This window comes from Nostoc sp. JL23 (genome assembly GCF_017115065.1).
In the GTDB taxonomy this organism is placed as follows: Bacteria; Cyanobacteriota; Cyanobacteriia; order Cyanobacteriales; family Nostocaceae; genus Nostoc; species Nostoc punctiforme_A.
Genome location: NZ_JABXKN010000026.1, coordinates 67,772 through 86,724 on the forward strand (window position 1 = coordinate 67,772; position 18,953 = coordinate 86,724).

An 18,953-nucleotide genomic window follows, 5' to 3' on the forward strand; every position below is an offset into this window, starting at 1 on the left:
GGGTAGCAAAGTAGCCGTTTTAACTTTGCCGATATTTAACTGTACTGAGGTTAGCGATCGCTCGTGCAGCAGTCAAGGAAAGGTTCTTTGGCGATCGCCCCTAGACCGACTGATTGTAAAAGTTCTTCCCATTCAGTTGGCTTCTCGCGGCGCAATTGAGCAACGGTATTCAGTGCTTCTTGCCAAATTTGAGACTCTGCATAAATTTTTGCCTGTTCTAGAATTCCTACCCCAGCTAGCTGACTTTTCAGGGATGAACTGACTTCGGTACGCTGGAGTAATCCCTTGACAGATTGATCCTGAGCGCGATCTTGAAAATCGCAAATCATCGTGAAGTACCATCGATAATACTTGCCAATTTGGAGAGAAATATTTGCTGGTAAGTCCAGTTTAATGATGCCAGGAGTACTAGGCAGTTTAAAAGTTGTCAGATAAACCTGATTTCCGGCTTCATCTGTCAAAGCCAATTCTCCAGATTGGGCAGTATTTTGAGGAATGTACCAATATAGCGTTGGATTGGCTGCAACCGTTTTCCCAAAATTATTTTTTGACGGCATCAAAGGCGTTATCGGTATTCCGCTGCCATCGATACAAGAAGAGCCACGCGTTCCTCCACCCAATGTTTGAGAGGGCGCTCCTCGGTCATCTACAGGTGGGAATTTGAGACTAACTTTCCACTCCAAGTCCGATGCCGATCGCTGTGATGGCAAGCTAGCAAAAGTGACAATGGTGGGAGAAAGTGCGCTAACAAGGATCGCTAAAAACAGAAAAGATTTTGGTAAATTCATGATCCGCGTAAGGACTTCTATTGAATGTAAATCTTTGAAGGAGTAAATCAGTCTTTTCAGAAGTATCTGAAAAATGCACTCTCTTAGGGACTTCCAATTAAAGAATATCCCGTTGCTGTGTAGGCAGAGTGCAGGGGGGAGACAGAAAAATATGATTCCAGCAAATTGGATAATTTATTTTCTGGAAGTCTCTTACCAGGGATTGCCGACGATCGTGAAACCGCTCCAATAATAAGGATGAGCAAATTCTTTGTCTCCTATCTGTGCTAACTCCGGCGGTAAAGGAAAGCTCTTACTCGCTGTTACCAACCGACCCTTCTCTAGTCGCACCTGACCCTTAAGCATCGCTACCTGTGCTTGCCGGAGAGCCTCGGCTTTAATCGGAGTTTCTTTCAATTTCTCGTAGAAACTTGTCATTAGTCCCATTGTGCTTTCATCGTTGACAGACCATAGACTGCCCATCGCTGATTTCACTCCTGCTAACACCGCCAAGCCTGCAAATCCCAACTCCGCTTCTGGGTTCCCTAATGCTGTACGACAGGCACTCAAAACCAATAGTTCCACTGGTGGCTGACTTAACTTCAACTGCTGTAATTGGCTAATTAGTAATTTGCTATACCAAAACTCAATATAGGATTTATTGATATTACCAGGCTGAAAGTTGGCATGGGTAGAGAAATGGACAATACCAAACGTCTGTAAAGCGCGGGCTTGTTTAAGCTTTTCCACGGTGAAGTTTTCGTTGAGGAAAGACTTGCCAGACCACAATTGACTAACGATTAAAGACAACTCTACTGAAGCTGCTGGTAAGGGCTTTTGATCGGGGAAGCGATCGGCTCCCATTGCTAAGACTTGCTGATTTCTCACATCCGCATAGCGAGTATCAGTAAGTGATAGGCTGGGCATGAGACCAACACTGTATCTTTCCACAATAAACCCTTGCCCGTCATGCAGAGCGGCGATCGGCAGGGAGCGTAAACCTGCGTCCATCAAAAAGCTGAGATTCGTGATTTTTTGAGCTTGTAAATCCTTCTCCAAAGGTTCAAGCAGCCACTTATAGAGCTTTTGAGCCAAAGGCAGGTAAGGGGGAGAGCGTTGAATGTTAGTGATAGCTGCTTGGAATTCTTGAGCGTTTTTGAGGACTTGCTCTCGTGTCGCTCCCTTAATCTGCCGTCTGATTGGTGTTCCAGAGGAAGTGACCATCACTAGTTCGAGCTGGTAGTTATCTTGAGCTTGTTGCTGAGTGGATTGTACTTGCTGTCGGCGCTGCTCCAAACCTTGAGAATGGAATTCCCAAATAGGTTTCGGTTGCTTGGCAGTCTCATCTTGTTGAGATTTGGAGTCTTGCTCGGCTTGGGGTTGAAACAAGACATAAATCAAGGCAGGTTTAACGCCAGTGGCTTGTTCAATTCGGCGCAGTATAGCCTGGGCTTCTTTTAAGGTTTTGATGCGGACATTGCTGATACCCAAATGATTCTCAAAGGTCTTGGTGAAGACTTCCTCCAGTTCTGGCATGTTAGTGTCAGTTGCTTTTGTGGAGGCGAAGGTTACTTCTGGTTGCTGGGTAAGAGCAAAGGGATTGGTGAGATCAACGGGATTAAAATTAATAAGTGGAGTCTCAGTTGGAGGTGGAGAGGGGATAATAGAAATTTTCCCGCCAACGATCGCACCAGCTGTACCATTTACCGAGGCATTGCCAATCTGAAATGGATTTAAGCTGCCTCCTCCATGCCGGATCGTGATGTCTCCGCCACTGTTACCGCCAAGGCTGGAAATGCTAGCCAGACCGCTGTTGCTGTCGGTGAAGGTGTCTGTGACTCGGAAAAATTGTCTAGCGGTGATATCTATGTCACCACCTCTACCGTTTTTCCCACCTTGGACGTTAATCTGGGTAGCTTGAATGTCACGGCTGGAGTCAAGGGTGACATTGCCACCGTTGCCGAAACTACTGCTGGAATCAATTGCGCCAGTGGTAATATTGGTGGCAGCTTTGGCGATGATGGCACCACCGTTAACTCCTGAACTGTTAAGGTTGCCCGTGGAGATGGCATCGCCGCTTTCTAGAGCGATCGCTCCCCCATTCCCAGTTGTAGAACTAGTGTTGAGAGTTCCCGCACTGGTATTGATATTGCCACTGGTGCTGGTTATTCTAATCTCTCGACCTTGATTTACCACATCGCCAGTGGTAATGTTTTGGTTGGCTTGCAGGTTAAGGGTGGCATTGTCAGCTCCAGTGAGTTGAAATCCACTAGTGTTGATGGAACCTGAGCCAAAGGGCGATCGCAAAGTAACCGGGTCATTGAAAGTCACATCACCAGCTAAGGTAATTGCACCGCTGCTGTTATCTCGCCCGATCAATATTTGAGAAAAGCCATTTTGCCAGGTGTTTAATTTACTGGCATTTAGATTTAAACGGGCATCGTTAATGTTGCCACCCAAGGTAATGCCTAAGCTAGGAGTACGAGGCTGCAACTGAAGGATACCAGTACCTTTGATTTGGGTAGAGCCAAGGAAGTTCATTTCATCAGCAGTGAGGGCGATCGTACCACTACCTGTTCCAGTGGGGTTAATCGAACTGTTCTTAATGCTAATTCCTTCTGTACTGTTACTACTAGCGCCTTCTAAGGTTATATTTCCTGTTCCCGTCGATTCCATCTCTGCGCCGTCTTCCAGTAAAATACCGAAGTTACGATTTCCCTCTCCATTACCGCCAGTACCCATGAGGCTGATATTTCCATTGGCTGAACGGACTCTGGAATTGCGACCGATATATATCCCCTCACTAATATCAGTTCCGACTCCGGCAATCCCCTTTAGAGTAATTGTCCCCGTTTTAGTCGCGGTGATGATGCTACTGTTTACTTCAATGCCGTCGTTGTCCCTACCTCCCCTGGCGTTACTAGTACCTTGGAGTGTAATCCTTCCAGTGCCACTGGAACTCACCAGGCTATTGTTAAGCTGAATCCCGTTGTTGTTGTTTCCATTCCCGTAGCCTATGCCTGTTAAGCTGATATCTCCATTTACGGTCATGATGCTGCTATTATTCAGCCAAATGCCCTTCTGCTCGTTAGCATCAGCATTGTTTCCCTGACCTTTAATTGAAATATTGCCAGTACCAGAATTGAGAGTAGCTCCATTAAGGTTGACTCCAATGGGATTTGCTGCTGTTCCTTGTGCTGGCTCGTTTAAAGGGTTACTACTACCACCCAGAACTATATTGCCTCCATTAGAATTGATCGCAGCACCGCTTTTGAGGGCGATCGCTCCTCCATTGATCCCGTCTCGATTTGCATTGAGGGTGACATTCAACTTCCCCGCGCCACTGGCTGTTAGCTTGGCATTTGAGTTGATAAAAATACTGTTATTAGCTTCTAGCGTTAGATTTGCATTGCCAGCAGCCGTTGTACCGATGTTGGCATTGATGTTGAGATTGCGATCGGCAGCTAATTTCAAGAAAGAACCACTGTTCCATGAGATCGGATTGCTGAGTGTAATATCTCCTTTACCAGCCAAACCCGATGTTGTCGAAACGGTAACATTACTTAAAGCTAGTTGATTTTGTAGCGTAGTCGAGTTGAGATTAGAAGAAGTTGTAGTGGTGTCAGCAAATATCCCCCTACCGAAGGTCATACTAGCTGTATCCATCGCGCTGCTGATGGTGATATCAGTCGGATCTAGCAGGAGCGTGCCGACTTCACCCGCAGGCGACACGCTACGTGATCGCAAATCAACCAAGCCTTGAAATAAGAGCAATCCTTTGCTAGATACTTCTACTAACCCGCCATTCCCAGCATTAAGCCCCCCGATGGCATCGATCTTACCAAAGAACTGAGTGTTATTATCTGACCAAACGATCGCCCGACCGCCATCACCGTTTAGCAGCGCGTTAGCATTAATTACCGAATCACTGCTAACAAACGTCTGTGAGGCATTGGGCAAGATACCTTGACCTTTGTAATCTCCCCCAATCCGAACGATGCCGCCACCAGCTGTGCCAGAGGCATTAATGTTAGCACCAATCAATCCGACGCGATCGCCCAAGACGTTTACTGTACCACCTGTCTGCATAACTCCTGTATTGGAAACATCTAGGGTTCCAGAAGCGATGGTAGTTCCTGCGGCAGTTGGGATAGTTGTACCATTTGTTAACTGCACTGTGCCAGCATCTAAATTAGCTCTCACACCAAGATTTAGTCCCTTAGCCCCTTGGGTTAACAGGGTTGGCAAATCCAGAGGGTTAATTGCTAGGTGTTGGTCTGTTGTATTTCTTGGCAGTTCTAGCTCTAAACTCAGCAGGTTTCCCGCTTGAGAGATCCGAATCAGGTTTGTCCCCAGCACTGCTGCAAGAGTGATATTTCCGCCGGGTGCGCTCAATGTAGCCGTATTGATGATACTCCCACCGATTAAAGTCAGATTGTGTCCTTCTAAAACTGACAAACTACCAGCATTGATAATAGTCCCAGGATTGGCGAAATCAAAGGCAAACCCAGAGGGATTACTATTTAAATTTGAGTAATCATTTTTACCGACTGCATTAAACCAAAGGCGATTGTCAAAGCCAATTGCTGTAGCAGTCGTTACCGTAAAGTCAGCTGGAAGGTTAATTTGGGCATTCGGCCCAAAGATGACTCCGGCTGGATTCATGATGAATAAGTTGGGATTTCCTCCAGTTACCTGAATCAGTCCATTGATGGTTGAAGGATCTCCGCCGACAACTCGTGTGAGAATATTATGAATATTGGGATTCGAGAGAAAATTGGCAATCTGCTCCTGATTGAGTCCAAATTTCTCCAAGCTGTGAAATAGGTTCGCCCGATCGCCAGAAAGCTGACCCCCTTGGATATCAATGCGATTGCCCTCTTGAGTGACAACTGTCCCTGTCCCATCATTAGCTGGAACGATGGATTGTCCAAGTACGGGTTTGGCAGCAATGCTCCCTAACCATAAACATAGGGTAAGCACGATTGGCAATGAAGCATCCTGACTTTTAAACACCAGTTGCTTCTGCTGGCAAAGACGCTGTAAGAAGAAGTGCGCAACTGCCTTGCCAACGTACTGCCTTGCCAACGTACTATTTCTTTTTGACTTTTGATTTTTGCTGTTCACTGCCAATTCCCCAAGCTTAAAGTTGATAATTCACTTGGAAATAAAAGCCATCATTTTGAGCCTTACTGCTATGTGCGATCGCCATAATTCTAGTGGTGCGCCACACAAACTTTGCCTCGTAGCGAGCAGAGGGGAAAGAACACTTGCGAACTATCTTCTTTTTGTCCAAAGTCCAAACAGTAGATATCTCTAGAATAGTATCATTTTGTGATAGAAGAACATTATAGAGCTTTTTTTACACAGAAATATGAGCGACATACTTAATTATATTGAAGACAATCCTAAAAAACAAAGCCTTTGATTGGTTTGGAATATGAACAATTACAACAATTAATCTTAAATACACAGCGATTGTATCATGAGAAACAAGCTTTATTAGAATTGAAAAAAGTGAAAATTATTGTTATATGAGGAGGTCGTAAACCAAAACTATCTATTAAAGAACAAATCATTTTAAGAGGCTCGACCTTAACCTCTTACGAATACATACTGCGTCGTCTTGTAGTTTAAAGATTTACTTTATAAATGGTCTCTAGGCAGAAATATAGAAGACTATTTAACCAATAATAAGATTTCTAGCTCGAAAGTAAGGATCGCATTTTAGGAACAGTTGATGGGGCGATCGCTCTCAGTCGTTGGTTCAACTATTTAAGCACTCAATTGCCCACATATTAACATTGTATTTGAGTAATTTATAATGCAGATAAATTCTTCCACTTTGAATGTAAATAGAATACTGTCTCCTGACGAACGCGTGTTTGAAATTGCAAATCAGCTTGGGGGCGCATTAACTAACGTTGTCATTAACCGTATTAGAGGACCCCTGAGTGCAGCCATTGTGAGACAGGCAATTGACTTGACCCAACGTCGCCACCCACGTCTAAATTGTCGGATCGTTGGTTCTACCGATTCCCCACGCTTTGAAGAGGGAGGCGTGACGATCCCGTTGCAACTAGTAAATAGCCAAGATGATAATCAGTGGCAAAATATTGTTTTGCAAGAACTAAATCAAAAAATTGAAAGCGACAAATATCTCATGCGTGCTGTGTTGGTTCAACCTGTCGGCGAACCCAAGGAATCAACAGTCAGCTTTTTGATTGTCACCTTACATCATGGTGTTGCAGATGGTACATTCTGCATCCGACTGCAAGCAGATATCTTGACGTACTGTCAAAAGATAGCAGCAGGCGAACCTGTCGAAGCAGTGGTGCGTTTGCCTGTGCTGCCTGCATTGCCAAAGCTTTTCCCTCCCTCAATGCAAGGATATAGTGGTGTGGTAAATACGATCGGTTGTCTGTTGCGGCTTGTCAGCCAATATGTCGCCCATCGTCCCGAAACTTTAGGTTTTGAGCAGTATCAAACACCGGAATTACGTCGTGCTAACGTGGTTTATCGCCAGCTTGATGAAACTTTCACCCAACGGTTCAATGAAGTTTACAGAAAGGAAAAAGCGAGCGAACAGAGTGCTTTGTGTGCTGCTATGATGCTTGCAGCCGCAAATAAAATAACAGGTGGAAAAAAGCGAGATATCTGTTTGAGTTGTCAGTCATTTGCAGACCTGCGTCGCCGCATCCAACCAATAATTAGTGATGAGCAGATGGGGTCCTTAGCTTCATCCACTGTTACATTTCACACCTTAAAACCAAGTATGTCCTTTTGGGATTTAGCACGCGATGTGAAACAAGAAATCGCTACGAATATCCAGCGCAACGATCTATTTAGCATGATGCTAGCATCTGGACTGGCAGTGGCAACGAAGGGGATACTCCTAAATCAAGTAATGGCTAGCGTTGGAGTCACTAAGCTTGGTTTAGTTAATATTTCTCATCAGTATGGGGTATTTGAACTTGAAGAAATTAATGCTGTAGCTTCAGCATCGGCGTTTCCAGGTGTTTTTGTGGTTGAGGCATTAAGGTTTCAGAAAAAGATGTTTTTGAATTTTCTATTTTCTGAGCCTTCACTCAGTCAGGAAACGATCGCCGCACTCGCTGACGATGCTACTGCCTACCTAGCTGATGCTTGTTCGGATTAAAGTTTTTGCCAGTGTGCCCCCTTCGGGAATTAAAAATTAAAAATTAATATCCCTAAAAATCAATAAGGTTCAGTTAAAGCTCAAAAGCTTATGAATGAGGTTAAATTTCGGAGCTTCGACTCGTTGTCTAGTACCTCTGTGTTTTGGCTTTTTAGAGTCTGATGCTAATTCTATTTTAGTTTTATTTTTATCTCCTTCTTTTAGCGTCCCTTTTGGTTACAAAATCCCTAACAATCTGATACTACGATTCTCCAAGTCGATTGACTCAAACAGGTTTTGTCTTGCGGTAACTTTATCCTTTAAGCTACATATATTGATTACCCTTGTGGAGGTCTAGATGGCGATAGTCAAGCGTCGTATCGGTCTGGAGCAAGAATTTTTTCTGGTAGACGAAGCTGGTAGCTTAAGCGATCGCGCCGATGAGTTTTTAAAGAGTTGTCACTTCAAAGCTCAAGCACAAGGTTTAAACCCCAATTACTTTGTCGCAGAGTTCGTTAAAAGTATGGTAGAAATTAACACACCTCCTGCCGACACTGCCAAGGAACTAGCGAGAGTTTATCTCAAGAATCTCAAATTGGCGATCTCTGTAGCGCAACAGATGGGTTTACGCCTTTACCCTCTGTCTAGCTATCCTTTGCCTACTATGCCAATTATGCGAGATCACCCTAATTACCATATCCAAGCGCGGACTGTCGGCATTTCAAAATTTTTGCACGCCGGAAAATGTACAGGTACACACCTGCATTTGGAAGTCCCGCCTGGGGTAATTGACGCTCGTGTTGCAGTATCTTACAACTCAACATCAATTGAGCGAGAAGAACTATTAAATATCTATAATTTAGCTACAGCTTGCGACTCGGCACTTATTTCTCTGACGCGGGCGTGTCCCTTTTATGAAGGACAGGCGTTAGGACTAGCCGCACATACAATTCGTTATCGAGGTAGCGAAACCTTCGGTTGGGAGGGAGTTTATACTAATTTACAAGCTGTCGGTGGACTCATGCCTTATGCCGAAAGTGTTGAGGGTTTAGTTGAGCAGCAGTTCGCTCGTTATTATGCTTGGCTGCAAGCGATGGAAAAAGCCGAAATTCAACCGAACCTGTTCAAGGAATCGGGAGTTAGCTTACTCAAGTCAGCTTGGAATCCAGTTCGACTCAACAAACTCGGCACAGTAGAAATTAGGTGTATAGATAGCAACTTTCCCTCTGTAATTTTACTTGTAATGACTTTGCTGGAAAAATTGGCTGATCGAGTCAGGCACGAGAAGTTAACAGTAAGACCATCTAAAGGAATGCAGATATTTGAACTAGTTGGCAATCGCTTGTATATACCAGATTTTGAATATCTTAATGGGGAATTGCTCTTAGCCTCAGCTACAGAAGGAATTAAAAACCCCAAAGTTAGAGCTTACGTCGATTCCATTTTGCAGTTTGCCAGCGCTGTTGGTGGGGAAGGAGCAAATTTTCTGGCAAAACTCAGCAGAAACCTCGATCGGTATCAGACGATAGAAGCCAGCATCTTGCAAGAGCTTACCCCAACAACTACTCAACTTTCATTAGATGCCGGTTTGCGTTTAGTGCGCTCAAGTTGTGACAAGCTAGAAGCACAGGTTTCATCGATAGATATAGAAAATCCCCTCGCAGCTTTGGATACTGATGAAGGATTGTTGCTACAGCAGCATTAATCGAATCTGACAAAACTGCTAGATGAAATAGTGAAATAGTATCAAGATGAGTAGAAAATCTCGAAAACCATTGATTGGGATTACAACTTACGGTCGCCTTGCAGCATTACCATTTTCTCTGCCAAGTGAATATATAGATGCAGTCCGTAAAGCAGGTGGCATTCCCATATTATTACCACCAGGAGAAGTTGAGCCTGCCATACTTCTAGATTCTTTGGATGGTTTAATCATCTCTGGTGGTGGAGATATTGACCCTGCTTGCTACAACGGTTTTGCTCATCCTACTATTTATTCTGTCGATCGCGAACGTGATGCTTTTGAATTGCAGCTTGGCAAGTTTGCTCTTGAACGTCATCTGCCGATATTGGGTATTTGCCGGGGTTTACAAATTCTCATCGTCGCCTGTGGGGGTACTCTAATTCCTCACATTCCAGATGTTTACGGTACATCTGCATTACATCGTCTAGAACCTGAACCTGGACGACGTTTACCTACAGAACATCTCGTCAGGATAGATGTAGAAAGCCTTTTAGCTAACTGTTTACAAAATTCTCACATATCTGTAGTTTCTTGGCATCATCAAGCGGTAGATAAAGTACCACCTGGTTGGCGGGTTGTTGCTCATGCTTCGGATGATGGAGTCATTGAAGCTGTGGAGCATGAACACCATCCTTGGGCAATTGGTGTGCAATGGCATCCTGAGCTTTCAATTCTCGATCCCAATCATCAAAGAGTTTTTCTAGCTCTCGTTCAGGCTGCACATACAAAACAATAAGACTGGCAAGCCTATTTACCAAGCTATGCAATTATTTACCAGTAACCCAGCCAAAGCGATTAATGTATTTTGCGATCGCGGTAGTTTGGAGGTAGGAAAAAGAGCTGATGCGATCGCTGTTCATGATTATGGTATCATACCCCGTTTGAGTGCAACTATCTGCCGAGGCAATCGTATTTCTTAAGTTAAAAATATTACATATAAATGTAACCTTTATGCTTACAATTGCTTCTAGAGCAATGCCAGCTATCTACATCTTTCATCTTTTGAGGTTCTATTTGGTTTTGTTCATTTCTAGCCAGTTGTAGAGCATTAACTGAACTCCGTTGAGCGCTGTATCAATTATGTAGAGCGATTCTACAGCACTCACGCTTACAACTGGCATAGCACGGGACACCAGAAGCGGAAAGTTTTATCTTATTCCTCGTACAACTTCTTTGCTGTCTTGTTGCGTTGCTAACTCCATTGAAACTGCAACCCAAAGACATTGGATGCCAAATGATTAGCTGTATATCTGACTACGTTAGAAAGAAGGCGGGTCCATGTCGATTTATTTACATTGTCAGACTGTAAACCCTGTAACCCACAGCGTACACCCGATCTAAGCCCCAGCGATAGCCGTTTCTACGTCTAAAGATACAAGTTTATTTAATTTTGAGAGATTAATCACAGATTAATGAGATATTAAGTTGAAAAACTAATTCAGATAGAAACTTATGACAACCGAGCAAGAGCTTCAATCTCTTTTTAATACCTTAGATAGCGATCAAGACGGCAAAGTATCCATTAATGATCTTTTTTTAAGTCCTGGCTTAAGTGCAATCATTTCATCAGAAACAAATACTACTAGTCCCCAGGAATTGCTAGTAAATTATGATTCAGACAAAGACGGCAGTATTACCTTTGAAGAGTTAAAGGAAGCAGTTGAGAAAGCAAATAATTTAAACTAGCAACCCAATCCCTAACACCCAATACCCAATACCCAAAAATCCCTCTCTAGTACACGCTTTGAGGGATTTGCAATTTTCATGGTCATTGGTAACTCACTAGCACAAAAGAGATGACCACACAAGTAATTGACACAATATCCTTTGACATTCCCCAAATACTCACCCAGGTGGAAAGTGCTACTATTCAAGGTTGGAAAGGGAAAGGGCTGAAGCTGAAAATGCAGCTTGGGCTGGACAGTGTTGGCAAGTTCTACAGCGAGCTAGTCATCAATTCATGTACAACACGAAAGCTTATGCCGCAGCCAGTGCAACATCACCACTCTCCTCCACCAAGATAAAGCGTCGCGATCCAATCGTACTGCCGGCCCTGGAAGAACTGGGAATCGGGCTTGTGCCGTTTAGTCCTTTGGGTAAAGGCTTGCTGACGGGCAGTAAGCGAATACAGGGTTATGGTAGCAGCTGCGCTCAATGTCGGAGTAACGCCGATTGAAATCAAGGAGAGCCTATATCAGTCGGTACCCTACGTGGTTTCATGTATTATTCCCAGCGATCGCACTCTTCCAACTCTTCAAAACTCTGGCATAATCAGACATGGCTGCGCCTAAAGAGCTAATTAAAAGCTTTACGCCGAATGGATATTTTAATAGAATAATCTCATCAAAAGATTCGCAGAAATATAAATGGACTGGATTACACTACTGCGATCGCTACAGTCTGATTTTATTAAAAGGTTAGCATCTGGTTGTCTGCTTCATTGTGAAACAGAAGGTCAATATAGTGAATTAACTATAATTTCTGGAGAGAGATTAAAGGCACTACGGGAATTTTGCTGGCAGATGGCTGAAAAATATAAGCGTGTTTTACCAGTGCGTGATGTTTTTCTTAGCTATCTCAAAGGGAAGTTAGGTGAGGAAGTTGTCAAAGAACGTTTAGCTGATTTTATTACCGAAGTCGATTATGAAAAGCGATTTGGCGGCGATGGCAATATAGATTTTACCTTGACTTCTGACCCATCTATTGGTATTGAGGTTAAATCTCGTCATGGTCGCATTGACAGAGTTAGATGGTCAATTAGTTCTGAAGAAGTTGAAAAAAATGCAGTTGTAGTTTGCATTTTAATTCAAGAAGATGTGAGTGAAGCACAATCTGAATATCACCTTTTTTTGGCTGGCTTTCTCCCAACTCGGATGATTAAGTTGAAGACTGGTAAAATCTCTTTTGGAATAGAACAATTACTATATGGTGGTGGTTTATGGTGCTATCTAGAACAGTTACAATCTTCTATAAATAATTCTTCTCGCCAACAACCACCTATTTATAAATATCTTCCGAAACAGGAAATTATATCTAAGCAAACTAATTATCATGTACTCAAATCTTCTTTTCAGCCTGAATCTCATAATGAAGATTTAAATATACTTTATGTAAAGCTGGGTGATGAATGCTTTCAAAAAGGAGAATATACAAATGCCATTAATAAGTATAATCAAGCACTACAAGTTAATCAGAGCGACATTGATATTTTATATTATAAACGAGGTTTAGCTCACTATCAAATAGGAGATTACGAAGCTGCGATTGCAGATTATTCTCAGGCAATCCAGATGAATCTTCATGATGCTAAATCTTACAATAAACGAGGTTTAGCTCTCTATCAACTGGGGCGATTAGAGGAAGCGATTAATGATTATACTCAAGCTATTAGAATTAATCCTAATGTTGCCGTAACCTATAAAAATCGGGCTGAAGCTCGTTCTCATTTTGGAGATAACCAAGGAGCAATTGAGGATTATACCCAGGCTATTAAAATCAATCCTCATTATGCTGATGCTTATAAAAACCGTGGTATTGCTCGTTATTTATTAGGTTCTCAGCCAGGATTTCCTCAAGCAATCAAGATTAATCCTCAAGATGCCATAGCTTATAAAAAACGTGGGAATGCTCGTTCAGATTTAGGAGATTTTGAGGGTGCAATTGAAGATTATTCTCAGGCAATCCAGATTAATCCTAGTTATGCTGATGCTTACTACAACCGTGGGAATGCTCGTTCAGATTTAGGAGATTTTGAGGGCGCAATTGAAGATTATTCTCAGGCAATTCAGATTAATTTTAATTATGCTGATGCTTATTATAATCGTGGGAATGCTCGTTTAGAAATTGCAGATAAACAGGGAGGAATTGAAGATTTTCAAAAAGCAGCAGACATCTATCGTAAAGAAGGTAAACTAGAAGCACTCAAAGATACACGAGAAATAATATTAGATTTAGAAATAGAAGAATCATTAGATATTTTAAACTTCTAGATAAATACTATATTAAGTAACCTCCAATATGAAAACTAGCATTATCTAAAATTAAAATAATCTTGGGGCCACATTCCTGAAAATCTTCGCTGCTGAATCCAGAGCTTATCTACTTTTCTCTTATTAATTTATTAATTTATTAATTTATTGAGTTGTTGTAACTGTTCATAAAAGATATCTCCCTCACCTTTTTTAATAAAAAAATATACTCGTTTTCGATCTCCTTCCCGAATTCCTCCCATGACATTGACCCGTCCACCTCGCCGTTGTCCTGTAAAATTTTTGCGCCGTCCTCGCTTATCCCAATTTTTGCGACGAATTACGCGTAAACTGAAACCACTCTCGTCCCAAAACCATACTTGTATTTGCCTAAATCATCGCATATTTATGCAAAGCTGCAATAGACTTGTGATGGTTAATACACTAAATTTTTTGGATAGAGTATGACATGAGTAGCAAAACATCCAAGGTCGGGGTCGTTGGCGCAGGAAATGTAGGTGCAAATGTAGCAAATGCTTTAGTGCTACTCCATAAATGTGTAACAGTTGTCCTTTTTGACCGAACCTTATCAAAAGCTGAGGGGCAAGCATGGGATATTGAAGACACCATTCCTCTACTGAAAGAAATGGAGATTACACCATCAAACCAGTATGAAGATTTAGCTGATTCTGATGTCATTGTCGTGACAGTTGGAGTGCAGTATAAACAAGGACAGACCCGATTAGATATGTTGAGCGACAATGCACAGATCATACGTTCGACGATGAAAGAATTGGATCGAGTTGCACCGAATTCAATCGTACTTATTGTTAGCAATCCAGTTGATATACTAACACGGATTGCGATGGACAGTTCCACTAGAGTAGAAAATCTAATTTTCGGTTCAGGAACCGTTCTTGATACTGCTAGACTGAGATATCAACTTGGTAAGCGACTGAATGTTGCAAAACTTGACGTTCATGTTTATGTGATTGCAGAGCATGGAGACAGTGAATTTGTCGTTTGGTCTAGTGCATTTATTGGGGGAACTCCATTAGCTGAATTTCCCATACCACAAGGAGCAATGCTGGAACAAATTCAGGAAGAGTACGCAGAGTTAACCCGTAAGCGAGGCTATAACATTTCTGAACGGAAAGGAAATACTAGCTATGGCATATCAACAGTAGTTTGTCAGTTAGTTGATACTATTCTGCGAGATGAAAAGCAAATATTTCCAGTATCGGCCAGAGCAGATTCTAACTATGGAGTTGGCAATCAAGTTGTTCTTGGACTTCCATGTATCATTGGTTCGCAAGGTATTGAGCGCCAACTGTTGTTACCAAGAAATGCTCATGAACAAAGCTTATTAGAAGAGTCAGCTACCAAACTGAATGAAGCCTACAATTCTTTGCATAATTAAAATAAACCTACCGAAACTTGCCTGATTTCATACCTGTGGCTGTCATATTAACAAACTATATCAAGTTTGGTTAATCACTTATGATTACTACTAAGTAAATAGGCATAAAAACCAAACTAAGTGGTGTTATCACAATTAATCAGGTGGGCTACTACGCCCAAAGGAATGTCAACGATTCTGCTAGGCAAGATGGCACTCAAAATGGCGATCGCATCAGCCATCTCTTTAATTATTGCTCAGGGGTTGCAATGGGAATATCCGTTTTATGCGGTCATAGCAGCAATTATTGTGATGTCATCTACCCACGGTAGTACACTCAAGCTAAGTATTCAACGATTAATTGGGACGGCTATTGGTGCGATAGCTGGAGCCATCTTTGCGATCGCATTAGGTAGCAATTCATGGTCACTAGGACTATGTGTTTTCCTGACCATCTTTTTCACTTCTTACTGGAAATTAAATGAAGCAGCGAAACTAGCAGGGTATGTTGCAGCGATCGTGATTTTAAGCCACAGCCAGTCTCCTTGGCTCTATGCTTGGCATAGATATTTAGAAACCTTTTTGGGTATTGCTGTGGCCTTATTGGTGAACAACTTTATTTTTCCGGCTCGTGCGGACACAGAATTGAGGCGTTACCTATCTCAAACGCTAGTTCATTTAGAGCAATTTTACAGGTTAGTCATAGACTGCGCCTTTACAGGCAACTACGATCGCCCCAGTATAGATGTATTGAAACTAACTATTATTAATTCATTGGTAGCAGAACGAGAGTTATGGCAAGAAGTCAGACAAGGACAAACAAACGAACCAATAGAAACGCGAGTGAATGAGGCTTGGGAGTTCCTGATTCGGAGAATTTGGGAACATATCTTAACTATGGAACATACCGTACTTGCTAGGCAACAGGATACTTTCTGGCAGATTCTCTCGCCCCAAATTAACCAACTGGCACTAGAAACTCAAAACACGATGCTGATTTTAGCAACAGCAGTTCAATCTTACCAGTCTCATTTAGCTTTGCCAGATATAGAAGTGGCGATCGCTAATGCAACGGAAGAATTGAACCAGCTAAAAGAAGTTCAGCAAGCAGATTATTCAATGGATGAATTACTGCGGTTTTTCACATTCTTTTACACGATAGAAGAGATAGGTAGAAAGTTGCAAAAAATGGCAACCATGCTAAATTATTCGGCGTTGCATAATAGGGTATGAACATGAACATTGCCGGGTAGTGGTAAATATCAGTTTTTACTACATATTTACCACTACAGCTATTTTCAGGTAAATAGATCGGGGGAGTAGGGGCACAGCATTTGCGATCGCTCCCTCACAACCCCAAATTTAGCATTAGCGTTTGAAAAGGATGTCATAAAGTGACAGTAAAACCTCTACCACAATCAAAATCACCACATACCACTCTACTCGCTGACTACTACTATGCTGCATGAACTCCAGCACCGTTTGGGCAGTTTGGGCAATTAGCTCTAGTTTACGTTCCAGGGCATGGTGACGCTCACGGATTTCGTATTCATCTTCCAAGCGCAGATATAAGTTTTCTAGCTGTGGAGATTCCCAGAGCAACTCTGGCTTATCGATAATCTCTACTTGACCTACAATCTTATGTTGAACTAATAGGGTAGTCCCAAGTTGACGCAGTAATTCCCGGCTTTGTTGTCTACTCCTGTTTTCACGCTGGAGACTAGCTGCAAACGGTTCAATTTGATCAAATACGGTTGCTAGGCTGGTTTCATAGTGAGACAGCACAACACTCTTAGCAAGAATATCAGCCACTATCTGCAAGCGTTCTATACTCAATTCATGCAGTAAAATTTTTCCTTCCTTAGCTCGTTCACTCTCACTAATACTGAGATGAACTTCCACCTCTTCTGTTTCAGGGTCGGCAAAAGGGCCGCTAATTTGAGAGGATAGTTTGCTCAAAAAGGCTACCTTTTCTACAGGCTCAAGATTAAACAGGACAACTGCACCATAGCCCAAGAGTACTGCGTACCCTTCTTCACCGGCTTTAACCAATACTGGCATACTCGCCAAGCAAACGTAATTCTCCAGCGTCTTTAAATTAATACCTTTACCAAGGAATAGGGCCTGCGCTCTAAATCTATCTTTGTCATTAAAAAGGAGTTTTTGCATTGTTGCCCGGAAGCTATATTCTGCCTGCTTTACTGCTCTGGTAGCGATAGTAATTTATGCCTGTTGTCAGAAATAACTACAATCTCAGCTTACCATTTCGTCTTTCCCCTACACCCCATACCCTGTTTTAGATACTCTTGCGCCCTGAACAAATTACAGCGCTTTTCAAGTAATTGAACGACACTCCCTCCAAAATTGTTAGAGTGAATAAAGTTATGAGGACGCAAATATGGCTGACAAAAATCGTTCTCAATGGGACTTAGGCAGGTTTATCGAAACCCTGACTTACTTTGAGGTAATTCCTTTCCTTAACTGGGTACAGCAATTAATCCAAGGTCGTCCTAAGGATAATCAATATAGACCCAATGGAGGAAGAAACGTGGGTGTAATATTAGTAGCAGGTGCAACAGGTGGTGTCGGTAAACGAGTCGTGCAGCGATCGCTCCAACAAGGTTATAAAGTTCGCGCCCTAGTTCGAGATATTGACAAAGCGCGGTCAATTCTTGGTAATGATATCGATTTAGTAGTTGCGGATATCACGCAGCCAGAAACTTTAACTCCTTTAGTTATGGCTGATATCCAAGCTGTAATTTGTTGTACAGCAGTGCGCGTACAACCAGTTGAGGGAGATACAGCAGACAGAGCCAAATATTATCAAGGTGTTAAATTTTACCAGCCAGAAATTGTTGGCGACACTCCCGAAAATGTAGAATATCAAGGAGTCAAAAACTTAGTCGAAGCGGCGGCAAAATATTTGCCCCAAGCAAAAGAAAAACTAATATTTGATTTCACCAAGCCATCAGCAGAATTAAAAGATAACTGGGGAGCGCTGGATGATGTCGTCATGGGTGGCGTGAGTGCCAGTAATATCCAATTAGTAGAAAATACAGCTTTATTTGCTGGTAATGTCTCCACCGCTAACTCTGGCGGATTTGCTTCTGTCAGAACGAAGAATTTTGATCCACCCTTCAACTTATCTGGTTATGAAGGAGTGAAATTGCGCGTCAAAGGTGACGGTCAGCGTTATAAAATATTTCTGCGGACAGATACAACATGGGATGGTATTGGCTATAGCTATTCTTTCGATACTGTAGCTAATACCTGGATAGATATTCAGATTCCCTTTGCAGATTTGATTCCCGTATTTCGAGCAAAAGTTGTTAAAGATGCACCGCCACTTGAAGAAAGTAGAATTCGCTCATTCCAACTGATGTTGAGCAAATTTGAACATGATGGCGCTTTAAATCCCAAATTTTCCCCAGGTGGTTTTACTTTCCAGTTGGAATCAATTAAAGCTTATGGGGGGACAGCTTTACCACAATTTATTCTCGTCAGTTCAGCAGGTGTTACTCGTCCCGGACGTCCTGGCATTAATTTAGATGAAGAACCCCCAGCAGTAAAATTAAATGACCAATTGGGAGGAATTCTAACTTGGAAGTTGAAGGGAGAAGATAGTTTAAGAGAAAGCGGAATTCCTTATACAATTATTAGACCTTGTGCTTTAACTGAAGACGCAGGTGGTAAGGAATTAATATTTGAGCAAGGTGACAATATTAGAGGCAAAATCAGCCGTGAGGATGTGGCAGAACTTTGCGTGCAAGCGCTAAAACTAGGAAAAGCTTCTAACGTCACATTTGAGGTTAAACAGGGAGAAAATACTGTCAATATCGATTGGCAGAGTTTATTTTCTAACTTACAACCAGACGAAAGATAAAAAATTTACAGATTTTTAGTCTGTAAATTATCTCAACCAAATCTGCTTAGATAG

The 18,953-nt window shown here is 42.3% G+C and carries 13 protein-coding genes and 1 pseudogene; 10 read left to right on the top strand and 4 right to left on the bottom strand.

Translation table 11 applies throughout. From position 1 onward, the window contains the following. Positions 1 to 50: 50 nt before the first annotated feature. A complete protein-coding gene (locus HWQ42_RS04085) occupies positions 51 to 788 on the bottom strand; it encodes a DUF928 domain-containing protein (protein ID WP_292809563.1) in 738 nt (245 codons plus the stop codon). A gap of 192 nt (positions 789 to 980) precedes the next feature. Then, on the bottom strand, positions 981 to 5,894 hold the full coding sequence (locus HWQ42_RS04090; RefSeq protein WP_292809565.1) for a CHAT domain-containing protein: 4,914 nt from the start codon (positions 5,892 to 5,894) through the stop codon (positions 981 to 983). Between the two features lie 697 nt (positions 5,895 to 6,591). Here HWQ42_RS04090 and HWQ42_RS04095 point away from each other — a divergent pair. From HWQ42_RS04095 to HWQ42_RS04125, 7 genes are all read left to right on the top strand, one after another. After that, positions 6,592 to 7,926, top strand: a complete 1,335-nt coding sequence (locus HWQ42_RS04095; protein WP_292809567.1) for an alcohol acetyltransferase — start codon at positions 6,592 to 6,594, stop codon at positions 7,924 to 7,926. 337 nt (positions 7,927 to 8,263) lie between these two features. Beyond that, complete coding sequence (locus tag HWQ42_RS04100) at positions 8,264 to 9,610, top strand: glutamate-cysteine ligase family protein (RefSeq protein WP_292809569.1); 1,347 nt, start codon at positions 8,264 to 8,266, stop codon at positions 9,608 to 9,610. 46 nt (positions 9,611 to 9,656) lie between these two features. Then, entirely contained in the window at positions 9,657 to 10,385 is a 729-nt protein-coding gene (locus HWQ42_RS04105) for a gamma-glutamyl-gamma-aminobutyrate hydrolase family protein (RefSeq protein ID WP_292730970.1), read from the top strand. 25 nt (positions 10,386 to 10,410) lie between these two features. Next, positions 10,411 to 10,569 carry an amidohydrolase family protein gene (locus HWQ42_RS04110; protein WP_292809571.1) on the top strand — a complete coding sequence of 53 codons (159 nt, stop codon included), beginning with the start codon at positions 10,411 to 10,413 and terminating at the stop codon, positions 10,567 to 10,569. A 532-nt stretch (positions 10,570 to 11,101) separates the two neighbouring features. Next, positions 11,102 to 11,335, top strand: a complete 234-nt coding sequence (locus HWQ42_RS04115) for an EF-hand domain-containing protein (RefSeq protein WP_292717504.1) — start codon at positions 11,102 to 11,104, stop codon at positions 11,333 to 11,335. Positions 11,336 to 11,525: 190 nt separating this feature from the next. After that, positions 11,526 to 11,825: a hypothetical protein gene (locus tag HWQ42_RS04120; RefSeq protein WP_292809573.1), complete on the top strand. Its 300-nt coding sequence runs from the start codon at positions 11,526 to 11,528 to the stop codon at positions 11,823 to 11,825. A 190-nt stretch (positions 11,826 to 12,015) separates the two neighbouring features. Beyond that, the gene (locus HWQ42_RS04125; RefSeq protein ID WP_292809575.1) at positions 12,016 to 13,638 is read left to right on the top strand and encodes a tetratricopeptide repeat protein; all 1,623 of its coding nucleotides are present in this window, start codon (positions 12,016 to 12,018) and stop codon (positions 13,636 to 13,638) included. Positions 13,639 to 13,666: 28 nt separating this feature from the next. Here HWQ42_RS04125 and HWQ42_RS04130 read toward each other — a convergent pair. Next, positions 13,667 to 13,979: pseudogene (locus HWQ42_RS04130) on the bottom strand (transposase); the annotation flags it as partial. A gap of 107 nt (positions 13,980 to 14,086) precedes the next feature. Between HWQ42_RS04130 and HWQ42_RS04135 the strand changes: the two are divergent. Further along, entirely contained in the window at positions 14,087 to 15,037 is a 951-nt protein-coding gene (locus tag HWQ42_RS04135; protein WP_292809577.1) for an L-lactate dehydrogenase, read from the top strand. 165 nt (positions 15,038 to 15,202) lie between these two features. Continuing rightward, entirely contained in the window at positions 15,203 to 16,249 is a 1,047-nt protein-coding gene (locus tag HWQ42_RS04140; RefSeq protein ID WP_292809579.1) for an aromatic acid exporter family protein, read from the top strand. A 135-nt stretch (positions 16,250 to 16,384) separates the two neighbouring features. On the opposite strand, the gene HWQ42_RS04145 is transcribed toward HWQ42_RS04140, so the two are convergent. Next, positions 16,385 to 17,185, bottom strand: coding sequence for an RMD1 family protein (locus tag HWQ42_RS04145; protein WP_334813132.1), 801 nt, complete (start codon positions 17,183 to 17,185; stop codon positions 16,385 to 16,387). A gap of 229 nt (positions 17,186 to 17,414) precedes the next feature. Between HWQ42_RS04145 and HWQ42_RS04150 the strand changes: the two genes are divergently transcribed. Continuing rightward, positions 17,415 to 18,899 carry a CIA30 family protein gene (locus HWQ42_RS04150; RefSeq protein ID WP_292809583.1) on the top strand — a complete coding sequence of 495 codons (1,485 nt, stop codon included), beginning with the start codon at positions 17,415 to 17,417 and terminating at the stop codon, positions 18,897 to 18,899. Positions 18,900 to 18,953: the final 54 nt, after the last annotated feature.